This window comes from Brevibacillus aydinogluensis, assembly GCF_961514395.1.
Taxonomy (GTDB): domain Bacteria; phylum Bacillota; class Bacilli; order Brevibacillales; family Brevibacillaceae; genus Brevibacillus; species Brevibacillus aydinogluensis.
Genome location: NZ_OY569118.1, coordinates 2,897,323 through 2,914,515 on the forward strand (window position 1 = coordinate 2,897,323; position 17,193 = coordinate 2,914,515).

The 17,193-nt window shown below is 56.9% G+C and carries 17 protein-coding genes and 1 riboswitch; of the genes, 2 read left to right on the forward strand and 15 right to left on the reverse strand.

Going from position 1 to position 17,193, the window contains the following annotated elements:
- Nucleotides 1-149: 149 nt before the first annotated feature.
- A riboswitch (glycine riboswitch) is annotated at nucleotides 150-263 on the forward strand.
- Nucleotides 264-425: 162 nt separating this feature from the next.
- Nucleotides 426-1,790, forward strand: a complete 1,365-nt coding sequence (locus Q7F15_RS14275) for an alanine/glycine:cation symporter family protein (protein WP_212133068.1) — start codon at nucleotides 426-428, stop codon at nucleotides 1,788-1,790.
- A gap of 27 nt (nucleotides 1,791-1,817) precedes the next feature.
- On the opposite strand, the gene Q7F15_RS14280 is transcribed toward Q7F15_RS14275, so the two are convergent.
- The 15 genes from Q7F15_RS14280 to istA form a co-directional block, all read right to left on the reverse strand.
- Nucleotides 1,818-2,099 (reverse strand): HPr family phosphocarrier protein, encoded by a 282-nt coding sequence (locus tag Q7F15_RS14280; protein WP_304414510.1) that lies wholly within the window; start codon nucleotides 2,097-2,099, stop codon nucleotides 1,818-1,820.
- 34 nt (nucleotides 2,100-2,133) lie between these two features.
- A complete protein-coding gene (locus tag Q7F15_RS14285) occupies nucleotides 2,134-2,862 on the reverse strand; it encodes a KDGP aldolase (RefSeq protein ID WP_304414511.1) in 729 nt (242 codons plus the stop codon).
- Between the two features lie 10 nt (nucleotides 2,863-2,872).
- Nucleotides 2,873-3,979 (reverse strand): DgaE family pyridoxal phosphate-dependent ammonia lyase, encoded by a 1,107-nt coding sequence (locus Q7F15_RS14290; protein ID WP_171566404.1) that lies wholly within the window; start codon nucleotides 3,977-3,979, stop codon nucleotides 2,873-2,875.
- Nucleotides 3,980-4,022: 43 nt separating this feature from the next.
- Nucleotides 4,023-4,673 carry a DUF4310 family protein gene (locus Q7F15_RS14295; protein ID WP_304415539.1) on the reverse strand — a complete coding sequence of 217 codons (651 nt, stop codon included), beginning with the start codon at nucleotides 4,671-4,673 and terminating at the stop codon, nucleotides 4,023-4,025.
- Complete coding sequence (locus Q7F15_RS14300; protein WP_212133070.1) at nucleotides 4,673-5,461, reverse strand: DUF4311 domain-containing protein; 789 nt, start codon at nucleotides 5,459-5,461, stop codon at nucleotides 4,673-4,675. The genes Q7F15_RS14295 and Q7F15_RS14300 overlap by 1 nt, the downstream gene beginning before the upstream one ends.
- Before the next feature lie 21 nt (nucleotides 5,462-5,482).
- Entirely contained in the window at nucleotides 5,483-5,821 is a 339-nt protein-coding gene (locus Q7F15_RS14305; protein WP_171566407.1) for a DUF4312 family protein, read from the reverse strand.
- Between the two features lie 3 nt (nucleotides 5,822-5,824).
- Nucleotides 5,825-6,187 (reverse strand): glycine-rich SFCGS family protein, encoded by a 363-nt coding sequence (locus Q7F15_RS14310; protein ID WP_230076668.1) that lies wholly within the window; start codon nucleotides 6,185-6,187, stop codon nucleotides 5,825-5,827.
- A 20-nt stretch (nucleotides 6,188-6,207) separates the two neighbouring features.
- Nucleotides 6,208-6,579: a hypothetical protein gene (locus Q7F15_RS14315; RefSeq protein ID WP_171566409.1), complete on the reverse strand. Its 372-nt coding sequence runs from the start codon at nucleotides 6,577-6,579 to the stop codon at nucleotides 6,208-6,210.
- On the reverse strand, nucleotides 6,570-7,706 hold the full coding sequence (locus Q7F15_RS14320) for an amidohydrolase/deacetylase family metallohydrolase (protein WP_212133071.1): 1,137 nt from the start codon (nucleotides 7,704-7,706) through the stop codon (nucleotides 6,570-6,572). Before Q7F15_RS14320 ends, Q7F15_RS14315 begins: the two co-directional genes overlap by 10 nt.
- On the reverse strand, nucleotides 7,696-9,642 hold the full coding sequence (locus Q7F15_RS14325; protein WP_230076666.1) for a BglG family transcription antiterminator: 1,947 nt from the start codon (nucleotides 9,640-9,642) through the stop codon (nucleotides 7,696-7,698). The genes Q7F15_RS14320 and Q7F15_RS14325 overlap by 11 nt, the downstream gene beginning before the upstream one ends.
- A gap of 184 nt (nucleotides 9,643-9,826) precedes the next feature.
- Nucleotides 9,827-10,744 carry a cysteine synthase A gene (cysK, locus tag Q7F15_RS14330; RefSeq protein WP_171566412.1) on the reverse strand — a complete coding sequence of 306 codons (918 nt, stop codon included), beginning with the start codon at nucleotides 10,742-10,744 and terminating at the stop codon, nucleotides 9,827-9,829.
- A 198-nt stretch (nucleotides 10,745-10,942) separates the two neighbouring features.
- On the reverse strand, nucleotides 10,943-11,992 hold the full coding sequence (locus Q7F15_RS14335) for a hypothetical protein (protein ID WP_171566413.1): 1,050 nt from the start codon (nucleotides 11,990-11,992) through the stop codon (nucleotides 10,943-10,945).
- A 224-nt stretch (nucleotides 11,993-12,216) separates the two neighbouring features.
- Nucleotides 12,217-13,041 (reverse strand): DUF4275 family protein, encoded by an 825-nt coding sequence (locus Q7F15_RS14340; protein ID WP_304414512.1) that lies wholly within the window; start codon nucleotides 13,039-13,041, stop codon nucleotides 12,217-12,219.
- Nucleotides 13,042-13,106: 65 nt separating this feature from the next.
- Nucleotides 13,107-13,874, reverse strand: coding sequence for an IS21-like element helper ATPase IstB (gene istB / locus Q7F15_RS14345; protein WP_304414513.1), 768 nt, complete (start codon nucleotides 13,872-13,874; stop codon nucleotides 13,107-13,109).
- Nucleotides 13,871-15,094: an IS21 family transposase gene (istA, locus tag Q7F15_RS14350; protein ID WP_304414514.1), complete on the reverse strand. Its 1,224-nt coding sequence runs from the start codon at nucleotides 15,092-15,094 to the stop codon at nucleotides 13,871-13,873. The genes istB and istA overlap by 4 nt, the downstream gene beginning before the upstream one ends.
- Nucleotides 15,095-15,746: 652 nt before the next feature.
- On the opposite strand from istA, the gene Q7F15_RS14355 reads away from it, so the two are divergent.
- Complete coding sequence (locus tag Q7F15_RS14355; protein ID WP_171566415.1) at nucleotides 15,747-17,162, forward strand: amino acid permease; 1,416 nt, start codon at nucleotides 15,747-15,749, stop codon at nucleotides 17,160-17,162.
- Nucleotides 17,163-17,193 lie beyond the last annotated feature (31 nt).

The following is a 17,193-nucleotide window of genomic DNA, read 5'->3' on the forward strand; positions in this document are numbered from 1 at the left end:
AGAAGTTTAATTTAGCTATATATTTTTTCTGTCAAATTGCATATGAGATCGGATGAACCATTCAGGAAAAGATCGGAAACGATCTACCGACGGGGCAAGGGAGCACATCCCGAAACTCTCAGGTCTTGGCAACAAGTGAAACTGAATGGGGACGAACCTCTGGAGAGACCCCCTACCCGCATCGGCGAGGGGCACGGGCACCGAAGGAGCAAATTCGCAGCAATGCGAATGAATCTCTCAGGTAAAAGGACAGAGCGAACGACAGCTGCAAAACGACCGGAATGGCGCTAGGGGCTTATTGCTCCCCTGATTCCCCATGAACGGGCCGTTTTGCGTGTCCATGCCCGCTCCAGAAACATTTCATCCGCGATGAAATGTTTTTTCTTTTGTACGCAGATTTGTACGACAAACAAGGAGGAAACGACATGGACAAGCTGCTGCATTGGCTGGATGTAATCAACGGTTACGTATGGGGACTGCCCACGCTGGTGCTGTTGGTGGGCACGGGCGTAATGCTGACAGTGAGGTTGAGAGGATTGCAGTTCCGCAAACTGTGGTATGCCTTGAGGCTGGCCTTTGGCCGGCAGGAGAGCGGCTCGCCTGGGGATATCAACCACTTTCAGGCGCTGATGACAGCGCTGGCCGCCACCATCGGGATGGGCAACATCGCAGGTGTCGCCACTGCCGTCGCCACGGGTGGTCCCGGCGCCATCTTCTGGATGTGGGTTACTGCCCTGTTCGGCATGGCCACCAAGTATGCCGAAGCCATTTTGGCGGTCACCTACCGGATTCGCGAAGCGGACGGCCGCTATTCCGGCGGCCCGATGTACTACCTCGAACGGGGATTGAAGCAAAAATGGCTGGCTGTGCTCTTTGCCTTGTTTGGCACGCTGGCTTCGTTTGGGATCGGCAACATGGTGCAGGCCCACTCGGTGGCGGACGCGCTGCATTTGAACTTCGCCGTTCCCCCGCTCGCGTCCGGCGTGGCCCTGGCGCTGTTCACCGCGTTCGTGGTGCTGGGCGGCGTGCGCAAGATCGGCCAGGTGACCAGTGTTCTCGTGCCGTTCATGGCCCTGTTTTACATCGCCGCCGGCATTTGCGTCGTCCTGTTCCACCTGGACCGGGTGCCGCAGGCGGTATCCATCATTCTCGAAGGGGCCTTCAACGGGACGGCGGCCACGGGCGGCTTTTTGGGGGCCACGGTGGCGATGGCGATTCAAAAAGGAGTGGCCCGCGGCGTCTTTTCCAATGAGGCGGGGCTGGGCAGCGCTCCGATCGCGGCCGCTGCCGCCAAGACCGACACGCCGGCCAAGCAGGCGCTGGTCTCGATGACAGGCACCTTTCTCGACACCATCATCGTCTGTACGATTACCGGACTGGCCCTGGTGACGACCGGCGCATGGGAAACGGGCAAATCAGGAGTGGAGGCGACGACCTACGCATTCCAGACCGTATTTGGCCCGGCCGGCAGCTACGTGCTGGCCGTTGCCGTGATCCTGTTTGCCTACTCCACCATTCTCGGATGGGCCTACTACGGCGAAAAGTGCTTCGAATACCTGGCGGGCAAGGATTCCGGCCGTTACTTCCGCCTCGTCTTTGTGGCGATGGTGAGCGTCGGTGCAACGCTGAAGCTGGACCTCGTCTGGACGCTGTCTGACATTATGAACGGGCTGATGGCTGTGCCCAATTTGATCGGCCTGATCGGTCTCTCCGGCGTCGTCGTGGCGGAAACGAGGCGCTTTTGGGAACAGGAAGCAGCCTGCACCGCGAAACGAAAGCTGGCTGGCTGACACGCTTTGCCTGTTACCTGATCTCGTTTACGAATGAGCGCCTGGCTGCTGCTCGACCGCCATCGTCAGCAGCTTTTCCAACGCCTCCAGCGCCCGCTGCTCGTCAGGCCCGTCAGCGGTCAGGGACACCTGCTCACCCTGGGCAACGGTCAGCGACATGATGCTGATGATGCTTTTTCCGTTTGCCGTCTTCCCGCCTTTGCGCAGACCGATGTCACTGGCAAAAACGGAAGCCGTTTGCACAAATGCGGACGCCGGTCGGGCATGCAGCCCTTGGGGAAGGGTGACAATCACTTGTTTTTCCAACATGAAACATTCCACTCCCAATCTCTCTTTGCAAGTGTTACACCTGCGGCAGGGCGGCGATCAGTTCTTTCACCTGGTCCGTCCTGGTCAGCCCGGTCGCCTTGTCGACGATGGAGGTATAGATGTGCGGAATCACGTGTTGGACCCCCTCCTCCAGGCAGGTTTCCACCACACGCCGGATGGAGGATGCGTCGATGCCTCCAGTCGGTTCGAATACGGACAGACCGCAGCGCACTGCCGCGCGAGCCATCGCCCGCAGTTCGTCGAGGCGTTGGCATCCGTTCACCGGGTAAAATTTGACTGAATGCACGCCGATCTCCGCCAGCATCGCCGCAGCCGCCTCGCAGGAGACGGTCTCCTGCCAGGTCCCACTTACGGGGCCGGTCGATATGATGACCCGCCCCGGTGTGCCGCTGGGGGCGATCAGCGCGTTAACAATTGTATCGCTGCTCCCTGCCTGCTGCAGGCAGCCCAGTGTGTAGCCGGCGGCGGGAAACACCTGGTTGACATGGGCCGGTTTTGTCCGTGCGGCCACCTCAGCCACCTTGTTCCACTGGGTCGGGTCGCCGGCCCCCAAACCCACGGAAACGGGCACGCCGGCGCGCTGGAACGACTCTACGGCGGCAGCGGCGGCATCAACGTCAGGGTACGCTTTTACCATCACGCCGATAAGCACCCGGCCCTCGGTCGCTTCCAAAATCCCCCTGGCGTTTTCCACGTGTTTGGCAAGAACATTGAGTCGGATGGTTGGCTTGTTCGTTGACATGGGTGCTCCCTCACTTTCTGTTGCTCCAAATCTCCCGGAGGCGGGCTGCAATGATCGCTTCCTGTCCGGGGCGCAGCGGTCTCGGGTCAAAGGCAATCACGCCCGTGTTGGCGTAGTGATTGCGGGTGAAAATGGCCGGGTCGCCCGCTTCCAGGAGGCGAATCAGCTCATGGGCTGTCATCCCTGCCGTCCGCTCGTCCACTTTTACCTGCGCACGGTAGATGGCGCGCCCCGCTTCGTCCTGCACCACGGCGGCATGGAGTCCCGGCAGTTCGTTGATTGCCGCGACGAGCCGTTCGACCAGCTGAAGCTGCTCTCCGGCGTCCTTGCTGGCCAATTCGTACCGCTCAAGAGCTGCCAGCAGGCCAACGATCGCCTCCTTACCTACCTTCATCGCCCGGCCGATGCCTTTGTACTGGGCGCGGCAGGCTTCCATCAGTTCGGCTTTGCCGCAGACAAACCCGGAGGTGGGCCCACCGATTGCCTTTCCGCCGCTGTAAATGACCGCATCCGCTCCCTTGGCGATGTACAGCCGGAGGTCTTCCTCCGCGGCGGCGTCCACGATAACGGGAAGTCCGTACTCCCTGCCAAGGGCGATCATCGTCTCCAGCGGCTGCATCCCTTTCTGCACGGCGTGGTGGGACTTGACGTACAGCAGCGCCCCCGTGCGTTCGCCGATCGCTTCGCGCAGGTGCGCTTCCTCCACGTGGTTGGCGTGACCCGCTTCCACCACCTTCCCGCCGCCGAGGGCAATCATCTGCCGTACCGATGCCCCGAAGTGGACGGCATGCCCTTTTTGAATCACGATCTCGTTGCGCAGCCCCTCCGAGTCCGGCAGCTGTTCGATCAGACGCAAATTGCGGCCGGCGATGACGGCGGCGACGGCAATGGCGATGCCCGCAGCCGCACCGGATGTCGGACACCCGTCTTCTGCTCCCGTCACATCGGCGATTTTTTTGCCGGCCGCTTTCAACAGCTCGGCGATCTCCGCGTAGTCCATGGCTGCCTCGCCCATCGCCTGGGCGACAGCGGGATGGACGGCGCTGGCTCCGAGCGCCGTCATTTTGCCGCTGGCGTTGATTACCTGTCTAAGACCGTATGATTGGTAGATGCCCATTTGGTTGCAGCATCCTCCTTCCCGGTGTGTTGGGCCAAAGGCGTCACTGCGGCGGGATGGGGAACATCGCTCCCAAAATCATCGCGCCGATGATCGCCCCGCCGGCAATCGGTTTTTTGAAGTAGTAGAAAACGGCTGCCCCGATGGTGGCACCGATGCCAACCGGTATGGACGCCATGATCGCAGAAATGACGATCAGCGGACCGAGATAGCGTCCGGCTGCGTTGCCCGCTCCCATCATCACGTCAGCGCCAAACGTGGACTTGGCCACGTTGATCGTAAACGTGCGGATCAGGACGATCACCGCGCCGATGATCAGTCCCAGCAGCGCTCCCGTTACCAGTGCCAGCGGGAACGAAAGCAGCGGGGCCGTCATGCCCGCGCTGAGCATCAGCGCCGGAACGCCGATGCCAATGCCCGTCTGCAGCGAACCGCCGATGTCCAGGATGCCGACCAGCGGCCCTTCCAGGACGCGGGCAAACAGGAAGCTGGCGCCAAACGCAGCTGCCGCTCCATACCCGCCGCCTTTTATCCCCGCTTCCAGCATGGCGACGATGGCGATGTCGTTGAAAGCTCCAATGTGATACACATAATACAGATGAGTCCCGGCAAAAATCCCGGAAGACAGGCACGCGACGAAGAGCGGAAACGCCCACTCGGAATACCAGAAACCTTTTGCCTGACCTTCATTCATCACTTGTTCACCACCGATCCAAACATCTCATGCAGATCAATCAGCCACTGCGGAACGTCCACCTGGATGCTCTTTAACAGCGCCACGTCAAATGCGCGGAAGAACCCGCTCAGGATAAACAGCAGCACCACGGCCGTCACCAGGGTTTTGGTAATCCGGTTCCATCCGCTGTCGTCCAAGCCTTTGCCGATCAGGATGCCGAGCACAATGCCCGGTACGGCGTTGCCCATGACCAGGTGGGAAAACCCGCCGAGAACGGTGCCCCAGACGCCGGTTCGTTTTCCCGCATCCATCGCAGCCATCCAGAAGACGATCGGCATGATTGGATTGATCAGCCAGTTGGCGGCCGGAACCAGGACTTTCGTCGCCACCAGCTGCATCGACTGGGGAATGGCCGTCGCTGTCGAATTGAGCAGCGTCACGACGACTGCACCGACGACTGCCCCGACGATCGCCATTTTTTTCGGGTCGTGCAAAGTCTCCTCCACGTTTTTGTTTTTCCACAGCAGAAGGGCTGCCGTCCAGTTGGGCAAAATCCGGTGGTCCACATCCTGGGTCAGCGCGCCGGCCCCGACCACGGACGCCCAGGAATTGAAGAAGAAGCCCAATCCGAACGAAAAGTGGGAGATCGGGTCACCGGCGCAGGCGTTCAGTTCGCCAAAAGTGCGAAACGCCCCCATTCCCTGCACGTTCGGTGCGTGAAACATCCGGGCCGCCCCCGCTCCCACGCCGAAGCCGACCAGTGCGCCGATTACCATCGATTTCAACGCAATCATCCATGTCACCATGAACGTTCCCCCTGTTTCTTTCTATCGCTGGCCGAGCAGCTGCTTCACGCCGGTCGGCTGCTCGCTTTGCTGCCGGAACGGAATCTCCTGCAGCCGAACAAGTCCCAGCCGGACGCTTACGTCTGCGGTAATCTCGTATCGCGTGCGGGTGCGCGGAAAAAAGAGGCCAAACAGCCGCTCCCGGTACGACGTCTCCGTCGCGGACACCACCTCGACCGCGAGCGGTTCAATCCGCACCACCAGATCGGACGTCTCCCGCGCGATCGCGTGCTTGATCTGGGCGAAAATCCTGTTGAACGCCCCTTCTTTGGTCTCCGCGCTCCCCGTCAGTCTCAGCGTGCGAGTCACTTCCGTGTACATAGGCTACCTCCCCGCCAGTTTGATGAATGCTTCGGTCAACCGTCTGCCCAGCTCTTCCGTGTCCATAAACCCGAATCCGATCACCTTGCTGCCGTTTTGAAGCGCGGTAATGCCCGCTTCCACAGACCTGAGACCGTATTCGACCGGGTAGCCGTACTTCGTCTTCGCGGTCAGCGCCCCTGCGCCTCCGCTGCCGCAAAACGACAGGCCGAAATCAGCGTTTTCCCGGTACATCACGTCCCCCACTTTCATGTCCGCGCCGACGCCGGGTATCAGGATCGCCAAGCCCCCCGCCGCTTCCACGCCTTTTGCCACATTGTGGCCCTTGCCCAACCGGTCGCCAATCACCACTTTTACCTTTGCCATTCGCATACCCTCCTCCATTGCTACGGTTGTTCCTGCTGCAGCGCCCGTGCCGCTTCAAAATGGACGGCCATTAAAAACACTTCCGCATCCCCGGCTTCCCGTGCTGATCCGGCGGCGGCGAGCACGCGTCCGGCGAGATGCAGCATCTCGGGCGGGATCTCCGCATACAGCTCCTTCTCCACGGGCGGAAGCGTCTCTCCGCTTCGCATCCGCCGCAAAAATCCCAGCATGTGCACGCCCATCGCCAGCCATCTGTCACGGGAGACTGTTAATCCCAGACGGGTCGTCTCGTCAAGAGCTGCTGCCATCAGGTTGTTTAATTCAGAAATTTCAGATAAGTTAGCTTCCAACTGTTCCGCCACTTCCTGCACTATTGCCTTGATCATCTGCATGTCAGTACCTTTCCTGCTTTAATCGTCAGCCTTGCTGTAACCGACTCCTCCGCCGTGAGCTGCTCTCGTTCCGAGTCTGTCAGGACGACGGGGACGTTTGTCAGCTCCAGCACACTCAGATCGGCCACTGCACCCGGCCGCAGCGTCCCGATTTCATCCGTCATTCGCAAAACGGCGGCAGGCGCTGCCGTACAAGCGGCAATCACCTCCTCCAGCGAATAGCCGAGCGCCACAAACTTCGTCATCGTGGTCGTCAGGCTGTGTACCGGTCCCGCCGCGTTCTGCCGGTAAATGTCGGTGCTGATCGTATGCGGCGCCAGGCCGAGCGCCCGCGCCTGCCGCATGGTGCGGAAGCTGAAACTGGACGTGCCGTGCCCCACGTCAAACAGCACGCCGCGCGCCAGTGCCTTTTCCGCTTCCGGAATCAGCCGGCCCCGTTCGTCCAGGATGCCGCCCGCTTTTCCGTGAAACGCGTGGGTCACCACGTCGCCGGCATCCAGCACGCGCAAAATCTCCGACAGTGCCGGCGGTGCGTTTCCGATGTGCACCATAAGCGGACAGCCCGCTTCCCGGGCCGCTTCCTTAGCGACGAGCAGAGGCTTGATGCCGTTTTCCCTGACGACCGACGCACTCATTCTCGCCTTGATACCGCGGATCAGCGGCTGCTCCCGGATGAGCGCCACCGCTTCCCGCGGCGTGAGCCGGTCCATGTCCGCCAGCTCGGACAGCCCGCCGCACAATCCTTCGCCGGCAATGTTGAGAAACGCAAGCACGCGGGTCCCGGCCGGTTTGACAGCTTCGTCCAGGAAGGTTGCGAACGTGCGGGCTCCGGCGCTGCCCGCGTCCACCAGCGTGGTAACGCTCTGTTCGATCCCTACGCGGTCGGCCTCGATGCCGAGCGGCGTCCGCCCCGGAAATACATGGGCATGCAGGTCGATCAGTCCTGGCGTCACGATGGTCCCCGAGGCATCCAGCGTCTTCCTGGCGCCGCCCAATTGCGCCGGCAGCCGTCCCGGCTCCGCCAGCGCCGCGATCCTCCCGCCGCTGATGGCAATGTCATACCGTCCGTTGATCGACTGGGAGGGATCGATCACCCGCCCTCCCTGGATGAGCAAATCAATTGTCACTCTCTGTCACCCCTTTCCCTGAAAAATATCGCATGATTGCCGTTATCTCGCTCTCCGGCACCGCAAGCCCGGCGTTTTCCACGAGCGTTTTCAGCGTTTTGCGCCATGCGGCATAGTCTTCTCCCTCCGGCTCCGCTTCCGTCTGCCACTCCACGTAGGAGGAGCCAAACGTCAAGCGGTTGACCATTAGCATGATGTGGAGCATCAGACCGCTTGCCGCCTGTTCGGTCAAGTGTTCGCGAAACGCCGCGGTAATCGCTTGGCTCAGCTCGAATCCCTTGTAGATCACGTCCTGCGACAGCCGCTCCACCACCGGCAGGTCACGCTCGTGAAGGTCGGCGCAGAGATCGCTTCGCCGCGGCCCTCCGCCACTTCCGGACGCAGCCGAATCGGCCGACGGTTGTGCGGAGATCGTTTGCAGACAGTCGTGAATTTTTTCGAGATCGTGCCGGGTGGGCAGAGCGTTGACGACGACAACCGGCACGTCCGCCTTGACCGGCAAAACGCTGACGATCAGGTCCACTTTGCGGCTGGCCAGGTATTTCTCCACCTCCAGACTGCCGCACAGGCCGACGACGCGCAGCCCTTTCAGTTCCGCCTCCAACTGGGTTTTCAGGAACCGGGCCGTGCCCCGTCCAGTACCGCACACGACCAGCACATTCACCTTTTTCTGCTCCATCCAGCGGTCCCAGGCGGCCTGAAAGTGCAGCACGATATAAGCGATGTCCGCGTCGAGCAGACAGATGCCGCTCGGCCAGAGCACGTCCTGGCATGCCCGCTTGACCGCGGCGAACATCCGCGGATACGAGCGGCAGATTTCGCTGGTTAGGGGATTGGGGTACAGCACCCCCTGCAGGTAGCGCATGATCCTGTCAGTCAGGTGGGCAAACAGGTGCTCGTGCAGCTCGGGATCGTCGTCAAACGGCACCTGCATCGCCTGGCTGACCGCTTCCGTCAGCCGGATGGTGACGTCGTAGATGTCGGGAGCCGGGCTGCTGCCGCGCACAGCCGTCAAGGGGTAATCCACCCCCAGCAGGGGGAGGCAGCCGTACGCCAGCTCGTCGGGTGTGACCATCAGTCGCAAGGCAGCAAACAGCCGGTTGGCCGTCTGCGCGAACAAGGGGTAGCCGCTCCATCCTTGCGCGGTTTGAATGGTTGTTTCATCGGCAGTCAGGACTTTCCCCTTTTGTACCCTGTGCACGAGTATGCACAGCCGGATGTGCAGGCTGATCAGCGTCCGGTCCGTCACGGCAAACGACAACTGCGCCATCAGCTCCCGCACCGCCTGATCGATCAGGCGAATCTCCTCTTCGCCGAGCAGCCGCTGTTCCACGAGGGGGCCTGCTTCATCGGCAGCAGCAGCGATGTCCGCCGCGCCTCCCTGTACCCGCTGCACCAGCCGGAACATCTCGTCGCCTTCCAGGAGATCGTGCAGGAGACACTCCAGGGCAAAGCGCACCGACCGCTCTTCTCCGAATATTCTGACTCCATAGCGCGGCCTGCTGATCAACTCCAGCCCCCACCCTGCGAGAAAGCTCTCCGCTTCTCTGAGGTCGGATATCACCGTATTGCGGCTGACCGCCATCCGGTCCGCCAGATCGTTCAGCCGCACGTACCCGTCGGCGAGCAGCAGCATGAGCGCCAGGTGCTTGGCCCGTTCCTTCTGATGCAGGACCCAATCGCTCCGACCCCATCCCTCCAGGTGCCGGCGCAGGCGGGCCCGCTTTTCCTCGTTTTCGCTGATCCAGATGCCCTTGTTCGGCTGGGAGTGCAGGGTGACGTGGCGCTCCTTCAACCACGTGCGGATCGCTTCCAGATCGTACTTGATCGTCCGCTCGCTGACGCGAAAATCGCGCGCCGCTTCCCGGATTTTCATCGGCCGTGTGCTGTCCAGCAGCACTTTCAGGAGCGCGCGGGAACGCGAGGTCAACTGCACCTTACCTCCCCCTTCCCGTCGAATCTTGTCAGCGTTGGTTGAGTCTCATTATAAGTAACCGTTTTCTTGGGGTAAAGCACGATTCTTTTCCCCATCAGATCGTGCAACTTTTGCAAGATTCCGTCGAAACTCTCTAACATGTTAATGAGCCGTCCCCTACAGGACGGCCTCATTAACATGCCCCTTATTCAAAAAAGTTCATGCTCAGATACCGTTCGCCCGTATCCGGCGCGATGCAGACGACCCTCTTGCCTGCTCCAAGCCGTTTGGCAATCGTGATGGCGGCGTACACCGATGCTCCCGACGACGGGCCTACCAAAATCCCCTCCAGCGCGGCGAGCTTGCGCATGCAGTCCAGCGCGTCCTCGTCTGCAATCTGGATGATCTCATTGTAGATGTCCGTATTCAAAATGCGCGGGATGAAGCCCGGACTGGTCCCCACCAGCTTGTGCGGTCCAGGCTTGCCGCCGGACAGGACGGGGGAGCCTTTTGGCTCGACGACAGCGATGTACAGCTCCGGCAGCTGCTCGCGCAAGGCTTCGCCCGTCCCCGTGATCGTTCCGCCTGTGCCCGCGGTTGCGACAAAGGCATCGAGCTGTCCGTTCGTCTGCTCTAAAATTTCGCGGGCAGTCGTGACCCGGTGGATATCGGGGTTCGCCTTGTTTTCAAACTGCTGCGGGATGAAGCTGCCCGGAATCTCCTTTTGCAGCTCCAGCGCCTTGGCGATCGCCCCCGGCATGCGCTGCTCGCTCGGCGTCAGCACCACCTCGGCGCCATACGCCTTCAACAGGTTGATCCGCTCCTTGGACATGTTGTCCGGCATGACCAGTATCGCCCGGTATCCTTTGGCCGCAGCGTTCATCGCCAGGCCGATCCCCGTGTTGCCGCTGGTCGGCTCGATGATCGTGTCCCCCGGCCGAATCAGTCCTTCCGCCTCCGCGGCCGCGATCATATTGTACGCCGCGCGGTCCTTGACGCTTCCGGACGGATTAAATTTTTCCAGCTTCACCCAAACCTCTGCCGCTCCTTCCGGGACGATCCGGTTCAGGCGAACGAGAGGCGTATTTCCGATCAGCTCTGTAATACTTTCATAGACTCTCATAAAAAACCTCCCGATCAAGCTACAAAGGCGAATGTATACGTTTAAGGATAATACAACAAAACCGATCTGAAAATAACAAAATCACAGTTTGCTTTTTACCGGATCACCGTCTGGTTGACTCTAGTTTGCAAAAAAGCCCAGCCTTCCGCTGCATCGAGCCGTCGGAAAGCTGAGCTTTTTTCCATTCGACTATCTGTACTAGAAGCCGTACTTGGCCCTCGTCTGTTCGAGCACGGCTGCCGCCTGCCGGTAGAGCTTGTCTGCGGAGGCTTTGACGCCAGCCTGCTCATTTCCCAGTGCATTGATCCGCTCATTTGCCTGCGCGATCGCGTCGGAGCCTGCCTTGACCGCTTCCGTCAACGCTTTCTCCCGCTTCTCTATATCTGTCACGCTCGCCTTGATTTCCTCCCACACCGCCTGCGCGTCTTTCATATCCGTCTCCAGCACGGCAATTATGTCTTGCATGCGCTTTTTCTTTTGCTCGATCGTGCCGTCCATGGCATTGATCCCGTCGACCAGCACCTTCATGTTGTTAAGCGTCCCGGCCATCACGTCGTAGTCCGTTTTGCTCAGACCAGGCTGTTTCGCATATGCAGTCAGCTCGTCCAAAAGTCCTTGCAGCTCGACGACCTGATCTTTGGAAAACTGCAGCTCCTCTGCGAACTGGATCTCCTGCAAATATTGGGCGCTCTCCAGCATATCGGCCGTAAGCCTCTCCGTCCGCTCGACCTTTTTGGCGAACTCGACGCGCGCTGCTTCCTTGGCCCGCTGCTCCTCCACTTCTTTTTTCTTCTGTGCAGCTTCCTGCTCGACGTTCTTCGTCCACACCGCCAGCTTGTCGTCGTACACCTGCTTGTTGCTGGCCGCGAGCAAGATTTCTGCCGGCTCGCCTTGCGCAAGCGGCCCCTGGAACAGCAGTCCGTCTCTTCTCAGCTTGGCCTGGAGCTTTTGGCTCGTCGTCTTTTCTTGAAGCGTAAGCGTATTGTTTTCCATCGTGCCCGTCCAGACGCTTGTCTCAGTCTGCAAGCGCGGAATCGTATCCTCGACGAGCAGCTTGGTCAAGGTTACTTCAACGCTGACCTGGTCATTTTCCGCTGTTGCCTTCGCGTACACCATCCGGCTGTTGTCTTCGTACATGTATCCTTCGGCCAGTGCAATAGGCCCCAGCAACCGATAGCTCCAAAAGCCCAACACAATGACAACCAGCAGTGCGATTCCAAGGTATAGACGTTTGTTTTTCCCCTGCATGTGGCGACCCCTCATCCGTTTTCTGTTTCTTTTGACCTGCTTTTTTCCAAAACACGCCATAACTTCATCATACATGAACTGCAATCCAAAACCATATGAGTCGAAAGGCCAATTCCTGTGCAGTATGGCGGGGTCGTATTCTTACTTTTTTGCAGAGGGGGGATCAATTGTTAACATGCTTCTCCTCATTTCCCTGCCATTTTTCACGGGACAGCCCCTTTCATTCAGCTCTTTTTCTCAATATCACTCCGATAGATCAGATAGCAATCGCTAGGTTCATCGCTAATTTCTTCGTGCGCAAAAACAATCGTCCAGTCCAGCGTAGAGTCAAACAGGTACATATCAAAAGTGAAGCGCGTGTACGATTTCATCAATTTTTCGGCATCCATCGTAAACACTTTGCCGGATGTGAACTTTTTCCCTAACGGGCTTGATGTATCCCAGAAAAACAGCACCTCTTGTTTGCTTTTCAAATAATTGGTCGCTTCTTCCCGGCTCATCCCCTGCATGTTGTCAAGAGCCTCTTCACTCAGAAACTCCCAAAGGTATCCATGGTGCAACGATACATATCTATTGTAGAGAAACCTGCGAAATTGGGTGCTGTCCACATCGAAATATGTTTCGATGTACTGTTTGCGAAGCTGTTTGGCCCTCGCTTCGGGCAAGATGGGGATCTGCCGCACATTCACAACATCTGGCGAGTATTCGACTAAATTATAAGTGTACGAATGATACTTGCCGCCTGCTCCCAATACAAACTTTCGATACTCGCTGCAATCGTCCTCATTACCGAGTATGTAATTCGTCATCGAAAACATATCGCGTACATAGACCGCTTGATAATCAGGCACTTTGGCATAAAGACCCGCGGGTACTTTTACAGCTACACACCTCTCCGGCAGATTCTCTATCGAACTGACTTGCTTGCCGATAATCTCTTTTTCTCCGATGGAAAAGTAATAAAAGACATGAGGATTAATCACATGGTCAATCTCTGACAGGACAGGGTCGGGGGCTTCAAAATATTCATCCCAGTCAACCCCTGTCAACGCCGACTTTATTTTGACCCACCATCGCCGGTTTAGAATTGACCCACCCGGCGATTTTTTGTTGGTTAGGTGGTAGAGGGGGAGCCGTAGGCTCCAGTCCTCATCTTCTCACGAAGGCGGTAACTATTCCCCCTAATGTTGACGATGTGGGAATGGTGTAAGAGTCGATCCAGAATAGCTGTAGCAAGGATCGGATCGCCCATCAGTTCCCCCCATTCACCGAAACTCTTGTTGCTGGTCAACAGAATACTCCCTTTCTCGTATCTTGCACTTACTACCTGGAAAAAGAGGTTAGCTGCCAAACTGTCAAACGGTAAGTAGCCAATCTCGTCAATAACGAGGAGCTTTGGTCGAATATAGATACGGATGCGTTTATCCAGCCTGTTTTCCGTGTAAGCTTTTCGCAGATCTTCGATGAGTTGCGAGAGACTGACAAAGTAAACGGATATCCCTTGCGAGATGGCTTCTACAGCCAACGCCACCGCCAGATGACTTTTTCCTACTCCGGGAGGCCCTAAGAACAAGACATTCTCGTGTCGGGTTACAAAAGTCATCGTGGCCAGCTCTCGAATCAACCGTTCGTCAATGCTGGGTTGGAAAGCAAAATCAAAATCCTCCAGCGTTTTTCGGTAAGGCAAGTGTGCAAGTTTGGTGCGTACCTCCATATTCCGTTTTTGACGTTCCGCTATCTCGGCATCAAGGAGCGTGTTGAGAAAGGACAGATAGGTGGGCTGTCCATGACTTGCCGCTTCCAAGTGAGCATCCAAGAGTAGAGCCGCTTGCTGAAGTCCAAGTTCCTCGAGACGTAGCCGTGCCTGTTCCAGTTCGATCATGCTCCCACCCCTGTTAGCTGCTCATAGACATCCAGCGAACGCACTTCCACTTGCTGCGATGAAATCTGTCGGGCTTGCGGACGCGGATAGGCATATCCTTGAGCGGTCGAAAGACCTGCATACTGGTTTTCACAAAAAACAGTTGCGCGGGATCGATAGGCCTTTTGGTGTCGAGCAATACATGTGCCGTCGGCCCAGATTTCCACCCACCCATTCACTTCTCGAACGGTTACCTCACGTCCACTGTACCTCCATGGAACTCCATATCGCACACCATCGTAGCTAACAAATCCGTCTCGGCTGACCTGTCTTGGTTCATGCAAGTATTTTTCCCATCGTTCAGCTGAAGGGATAGGCGACAGATTTTCCTCACGGAGTCGGTCGATGGGACGTTCGCCGGTTGTTCCATGAATACGGCGGTTAATCCGCTCGCACCAGTGTAGGGCTTGTTGATTGAGATCCTGTAAATCAACGAAGCGTTTGCCAGGAAGAAAGTTGTTTTTTACGTATTGAACGCCTCGTTCCACTTTTCCCTTTGTTTCGGGGCGTCGAACTTTGCATACTTTTGGAACAAGCCCAATCGCTGCAGCAAAGTCGGCAAAAAGCGGATGCCAGCGAGGTTTTCGATCGTCTCCCATACCAAGTACGACGGTTTTCATCTGATCAGTCAGCATTACCTTTGGGATGCCTCCAAAATATTCAAAAGCATGAATCAAGCAACGAAGAAAGCTGTAGATGTCACAACGTTTTGTAAACTCGATATACGTAGCACGAGAGTACCCCAATACCATGACAAATACCGGCACTTTCCGGACGTTGCCGTCCAAATCTACGTAATCACACAGTCCCCAGTCGACCTGTGCATATTCACCAGGTTTCGTCTCGTAACGAAGAACAGCGGGAATGTGTTTGGGAGGACGGAAGTTCTTCACATAGTCTTTCAAGATGGTGCGTCCACCGGTGTATCCCTTTTCTTGTAGAAGATCGAATAAAACCTCGCAGTTATAGATACCTTCTTGAAGACGTTCCTGCAGGAACGGTTTATACGGATCAAGCTTGGAACCACGAGATTTACGGGTTCCCTTTTCGGGGGAGGATTCACCCCGGAGATATCGGCGAACTGTATTTCGAGAATGTCCAGTTAGACGGGCAATTTCACGAATACTCTTGCCTTCTGCCCTCATGGTATGTAACGATATCACTATCCCACTCCTTAGCATGTGTCTCCCTCCGAAATTAACTTGCCGGTTAAATCCGAAGGGGATATATTCGCTAAGGGTGGGTCATTTTCATTCCGGCGAACCTGGGTCAATTATATCCCGGCGGTGACAACCCCCAATCCAATCTCAATCCCTGCGATATAAAATTCGTCCATTTCTACAATGGTTAAGCGCATGTTATCCTCCTTAATTTTTGCCAAAAACATGGCAGGAAAGGGCGTAACTGTATATGTTACGCCCTACCATTACTTTAACCCACTCACGAGAAGGAATGATAATCTCCCAATCCATCGCTTTACTTTCAGTATTCAGACTTGTTGAGGCTGCTAATCTAGCAACTCAAGATTACAGATTGCAATACCTTCACTATTAAAATCTGGATTTTGTTACCACTTGCACTTATAACATATTTTTACTTTTTCTGTAAACAAATTTTTCCCTCCATCTCAACACTGTCATTCAAAAATGAAAGATAATCATTCAAAAATGAATGAATCTTTGCAATCAGATTCTATTTTTCCAAAAATACAAATTGGTATAATGTTTGCATACTTGAATATAAGCGCGGCACAAATAAAGGAGGATATGTCGATGCAGCATGATTGAATCAGGTTACGAGGTGTTTGACACATACCAACAAGGGGGGAACCACATGTCCCAACAGCAAAGCAACACCTTGCAAAAGAAGTTGAAACCGCGTCATTTGACGATGATCTCGATTGGCGGAGTAATCGGTGCGGGATTGTTTGTCGGCAGCGGTTCCGTGATCAATTCCACAGGTCCAGGCGCCATTCTCTCGTATGCCTTGGCCGGGCTGCTCGTGGTAATGGTCATGCGCATGCTGGGAGAAATGGCTGTCGTCAATCCGGACAGCGGCTCCTTCTCCACCTATGCCCATCAGGCGCTGGGGCCCTGGGCAAGCTATACGATCGGCTGGCTGTACTGGTTTTACTGGGCCATTGTGATTGCCATTGAGGCGACGGCAGGCGGCGCCATCGTTCACGGCTGGATTCCGTCCGTACCGGTCTGGTTGTTGAGTCTCATTCTGACCGTGTTGTTGACCATTACCAACGTGCTGTCCGTGAAGTCGTTCGGCGAATTTGAATACTGGTTCGCCATGATCAAAGTGGTGGCGATCAGCCTGTTCATGTGCATCGGGGCTGCCATTCTGTTCAATCTGATCCCTGCCATCCCCTCGCCGGGATTGACCAACCTCCTGGGACAGGGCGGATTTTTGCCCAATGGCGCTTCGTCCGTATTCGTCGGGATCGTCGTCTGCGTCTTCTCCTTTTTCGGAGCGGAAATCGCCGCCATCGCGGCAGGCGAAACACCCAACCCGGAAAAATCCGTCGTCATCGCCATCAAAAGCGTGATCTGGCGCATTCTGCTCTTCTACATCGGCTCTGTCGCCATTCTGGTGATGCTTCTGCCCTGGAACGCCGCCGACCTGCTGAAGAGCCCGTACGTCACGATGCTGGACATGCTCGGCATCCCGGCAGCCGCGCAAATCATGAACGTGGTCGTGCTCGTCTCCGTTCTGTCCTGCTTGAATTCCGCGCTGTACACCAACTCGCGGATGCTGTATTCCCTGGCGCGCAAAGGAAACGCACCGCGCTCGCTCCTGCAGGTAAACAAAAACGGGGTTCCCGTTCGCGCCGTCCTGGCGAGCACCTTTTTCTCCTATCTCTGCGCGATTTTTCACTTTGTGTCTCCGGACAAGATCTTCCTCTTTCTGGTCAACGCGTCCGGTGCCATCGCCATTCTGGTGTACCTGGTCATCGCCGTGTCGCACGTGCGGCTTAGAAGAAAACTGGAGCGGGAAAATCCGCAGGCCCTCACGCTGAAAATGTGGGCGTTTCCCTATCTCACCTACCTGACCATCGCCGCCATGGTGCTCATTCTGGTGTCGATGCTCTTCATGGAATCCATGCGATCCCAGCTCTACCTGACGATGCTGATCACCGCTCTCGTCGTCGCCTCCTACTTCCTGTTCAAGCGAAAGTCCGCCGCGCTTGCTCATGAAGCTGGCGAAACCGAAGTGGAACACCAAAACCAGAACGCCTCGTAATCCCCCAAAAAATCCGTTAGCGCCCGGAGCG

Coding starts and splice junctions, on each gene's coding strand:
- istB (WP_304414513.1), bottom strand. CDS start 13,874: ATGATCGAACTGGAACAGGCACGGCTACGTCTCGAGGAACTTGGACTT.
- Q7F15_RS14305 (WP_171566407.1), bottom strand. CDS start 5,821: ATGTACACGGAAGTGACTCGCACGCTGAGACTGACGGGGAGCGCGGAG.
- Q7F15_RS14300 (WP_212133070.1), bottom strand. CDS start 5,461: ATGGTGACATGGATGATTGCGTTGAAATCGATGGTAATCGGCGCACTG.
- cysK (WP_171566412.1), bottom strand. CDS start 10,744: ATGAGAGTCTATGAAAGTATTACAGAGCTGATCGGAAATACGCCTCTC.
- Q7F15_RS14315 (WP_171566409.1), bottom strand. CDS start 6,579: ATGCAGATGATCAAGGCAATAGTGCAGGAAGTGGCGGAACAGTTGGAA.
- Q7F15_RS14285 (WP_304414511.1), bottom strand. CDS start 2,862: ATGTCAACGAACAAGCCAACCATCCGACTCAATGTTCTTGCCAAACAC.
- istA (WP_304414514.1), bottom strand. CDS start 15,094: ATGCTAAGGAGTGGGATAGTGATATCGTTACATACCATGAGGGCAGAA.
- Q7F15_RS14275 (WP_212133068.1), top strand. CDS start 426: ATGGACAAGCTGCTGCATTGGCTGGATGTAATCAACGGTTACGTATGG.
- Q7F15_RS14355 (WP_171566415.1), top strand. CDS start 15,747: ATGTCCCAACAGCAAAGCAACACCTTGCAAAAGAAGTTGAAACCGCGT.
- Q7F15_RS14290 (WP_171566404.1), bottom strand. CDS start 3,979: ATGGGCATCTACCAATCATACGGTCTTAGACAGGTAATCAACGCCAGC.
- Q7F15_RS14280 (WP_304414510.1), bottom strand. CDS start 2,099: ATGTTGGAAAAACAAGTGATTGTCACCCTTCCCCAAGGGCTGCATGCC.
- Q7F15_RS14310 (WP_230076668.1), bottom strand. CDS start 6,187: ATGGCAAAGGTAAAAGTGGTGATTGGCGACCGGTTGGGCAAGGGCCAC.
- Q7F15_RS14295 (WP_304415539.1), bottom strand. CDS start 4,673: ATGAATGAAGGTCAGGCAAAAGGTTTCTGGTATTCCGAGTGGGCGTTT.
- Q7F15_RS14335 (WP_171566413.1), bottom strand. CDS start 11,992: ATGCAGGGGAAAAACAAACGTCTATACCTTGGAATCGCACTGCTGGTT.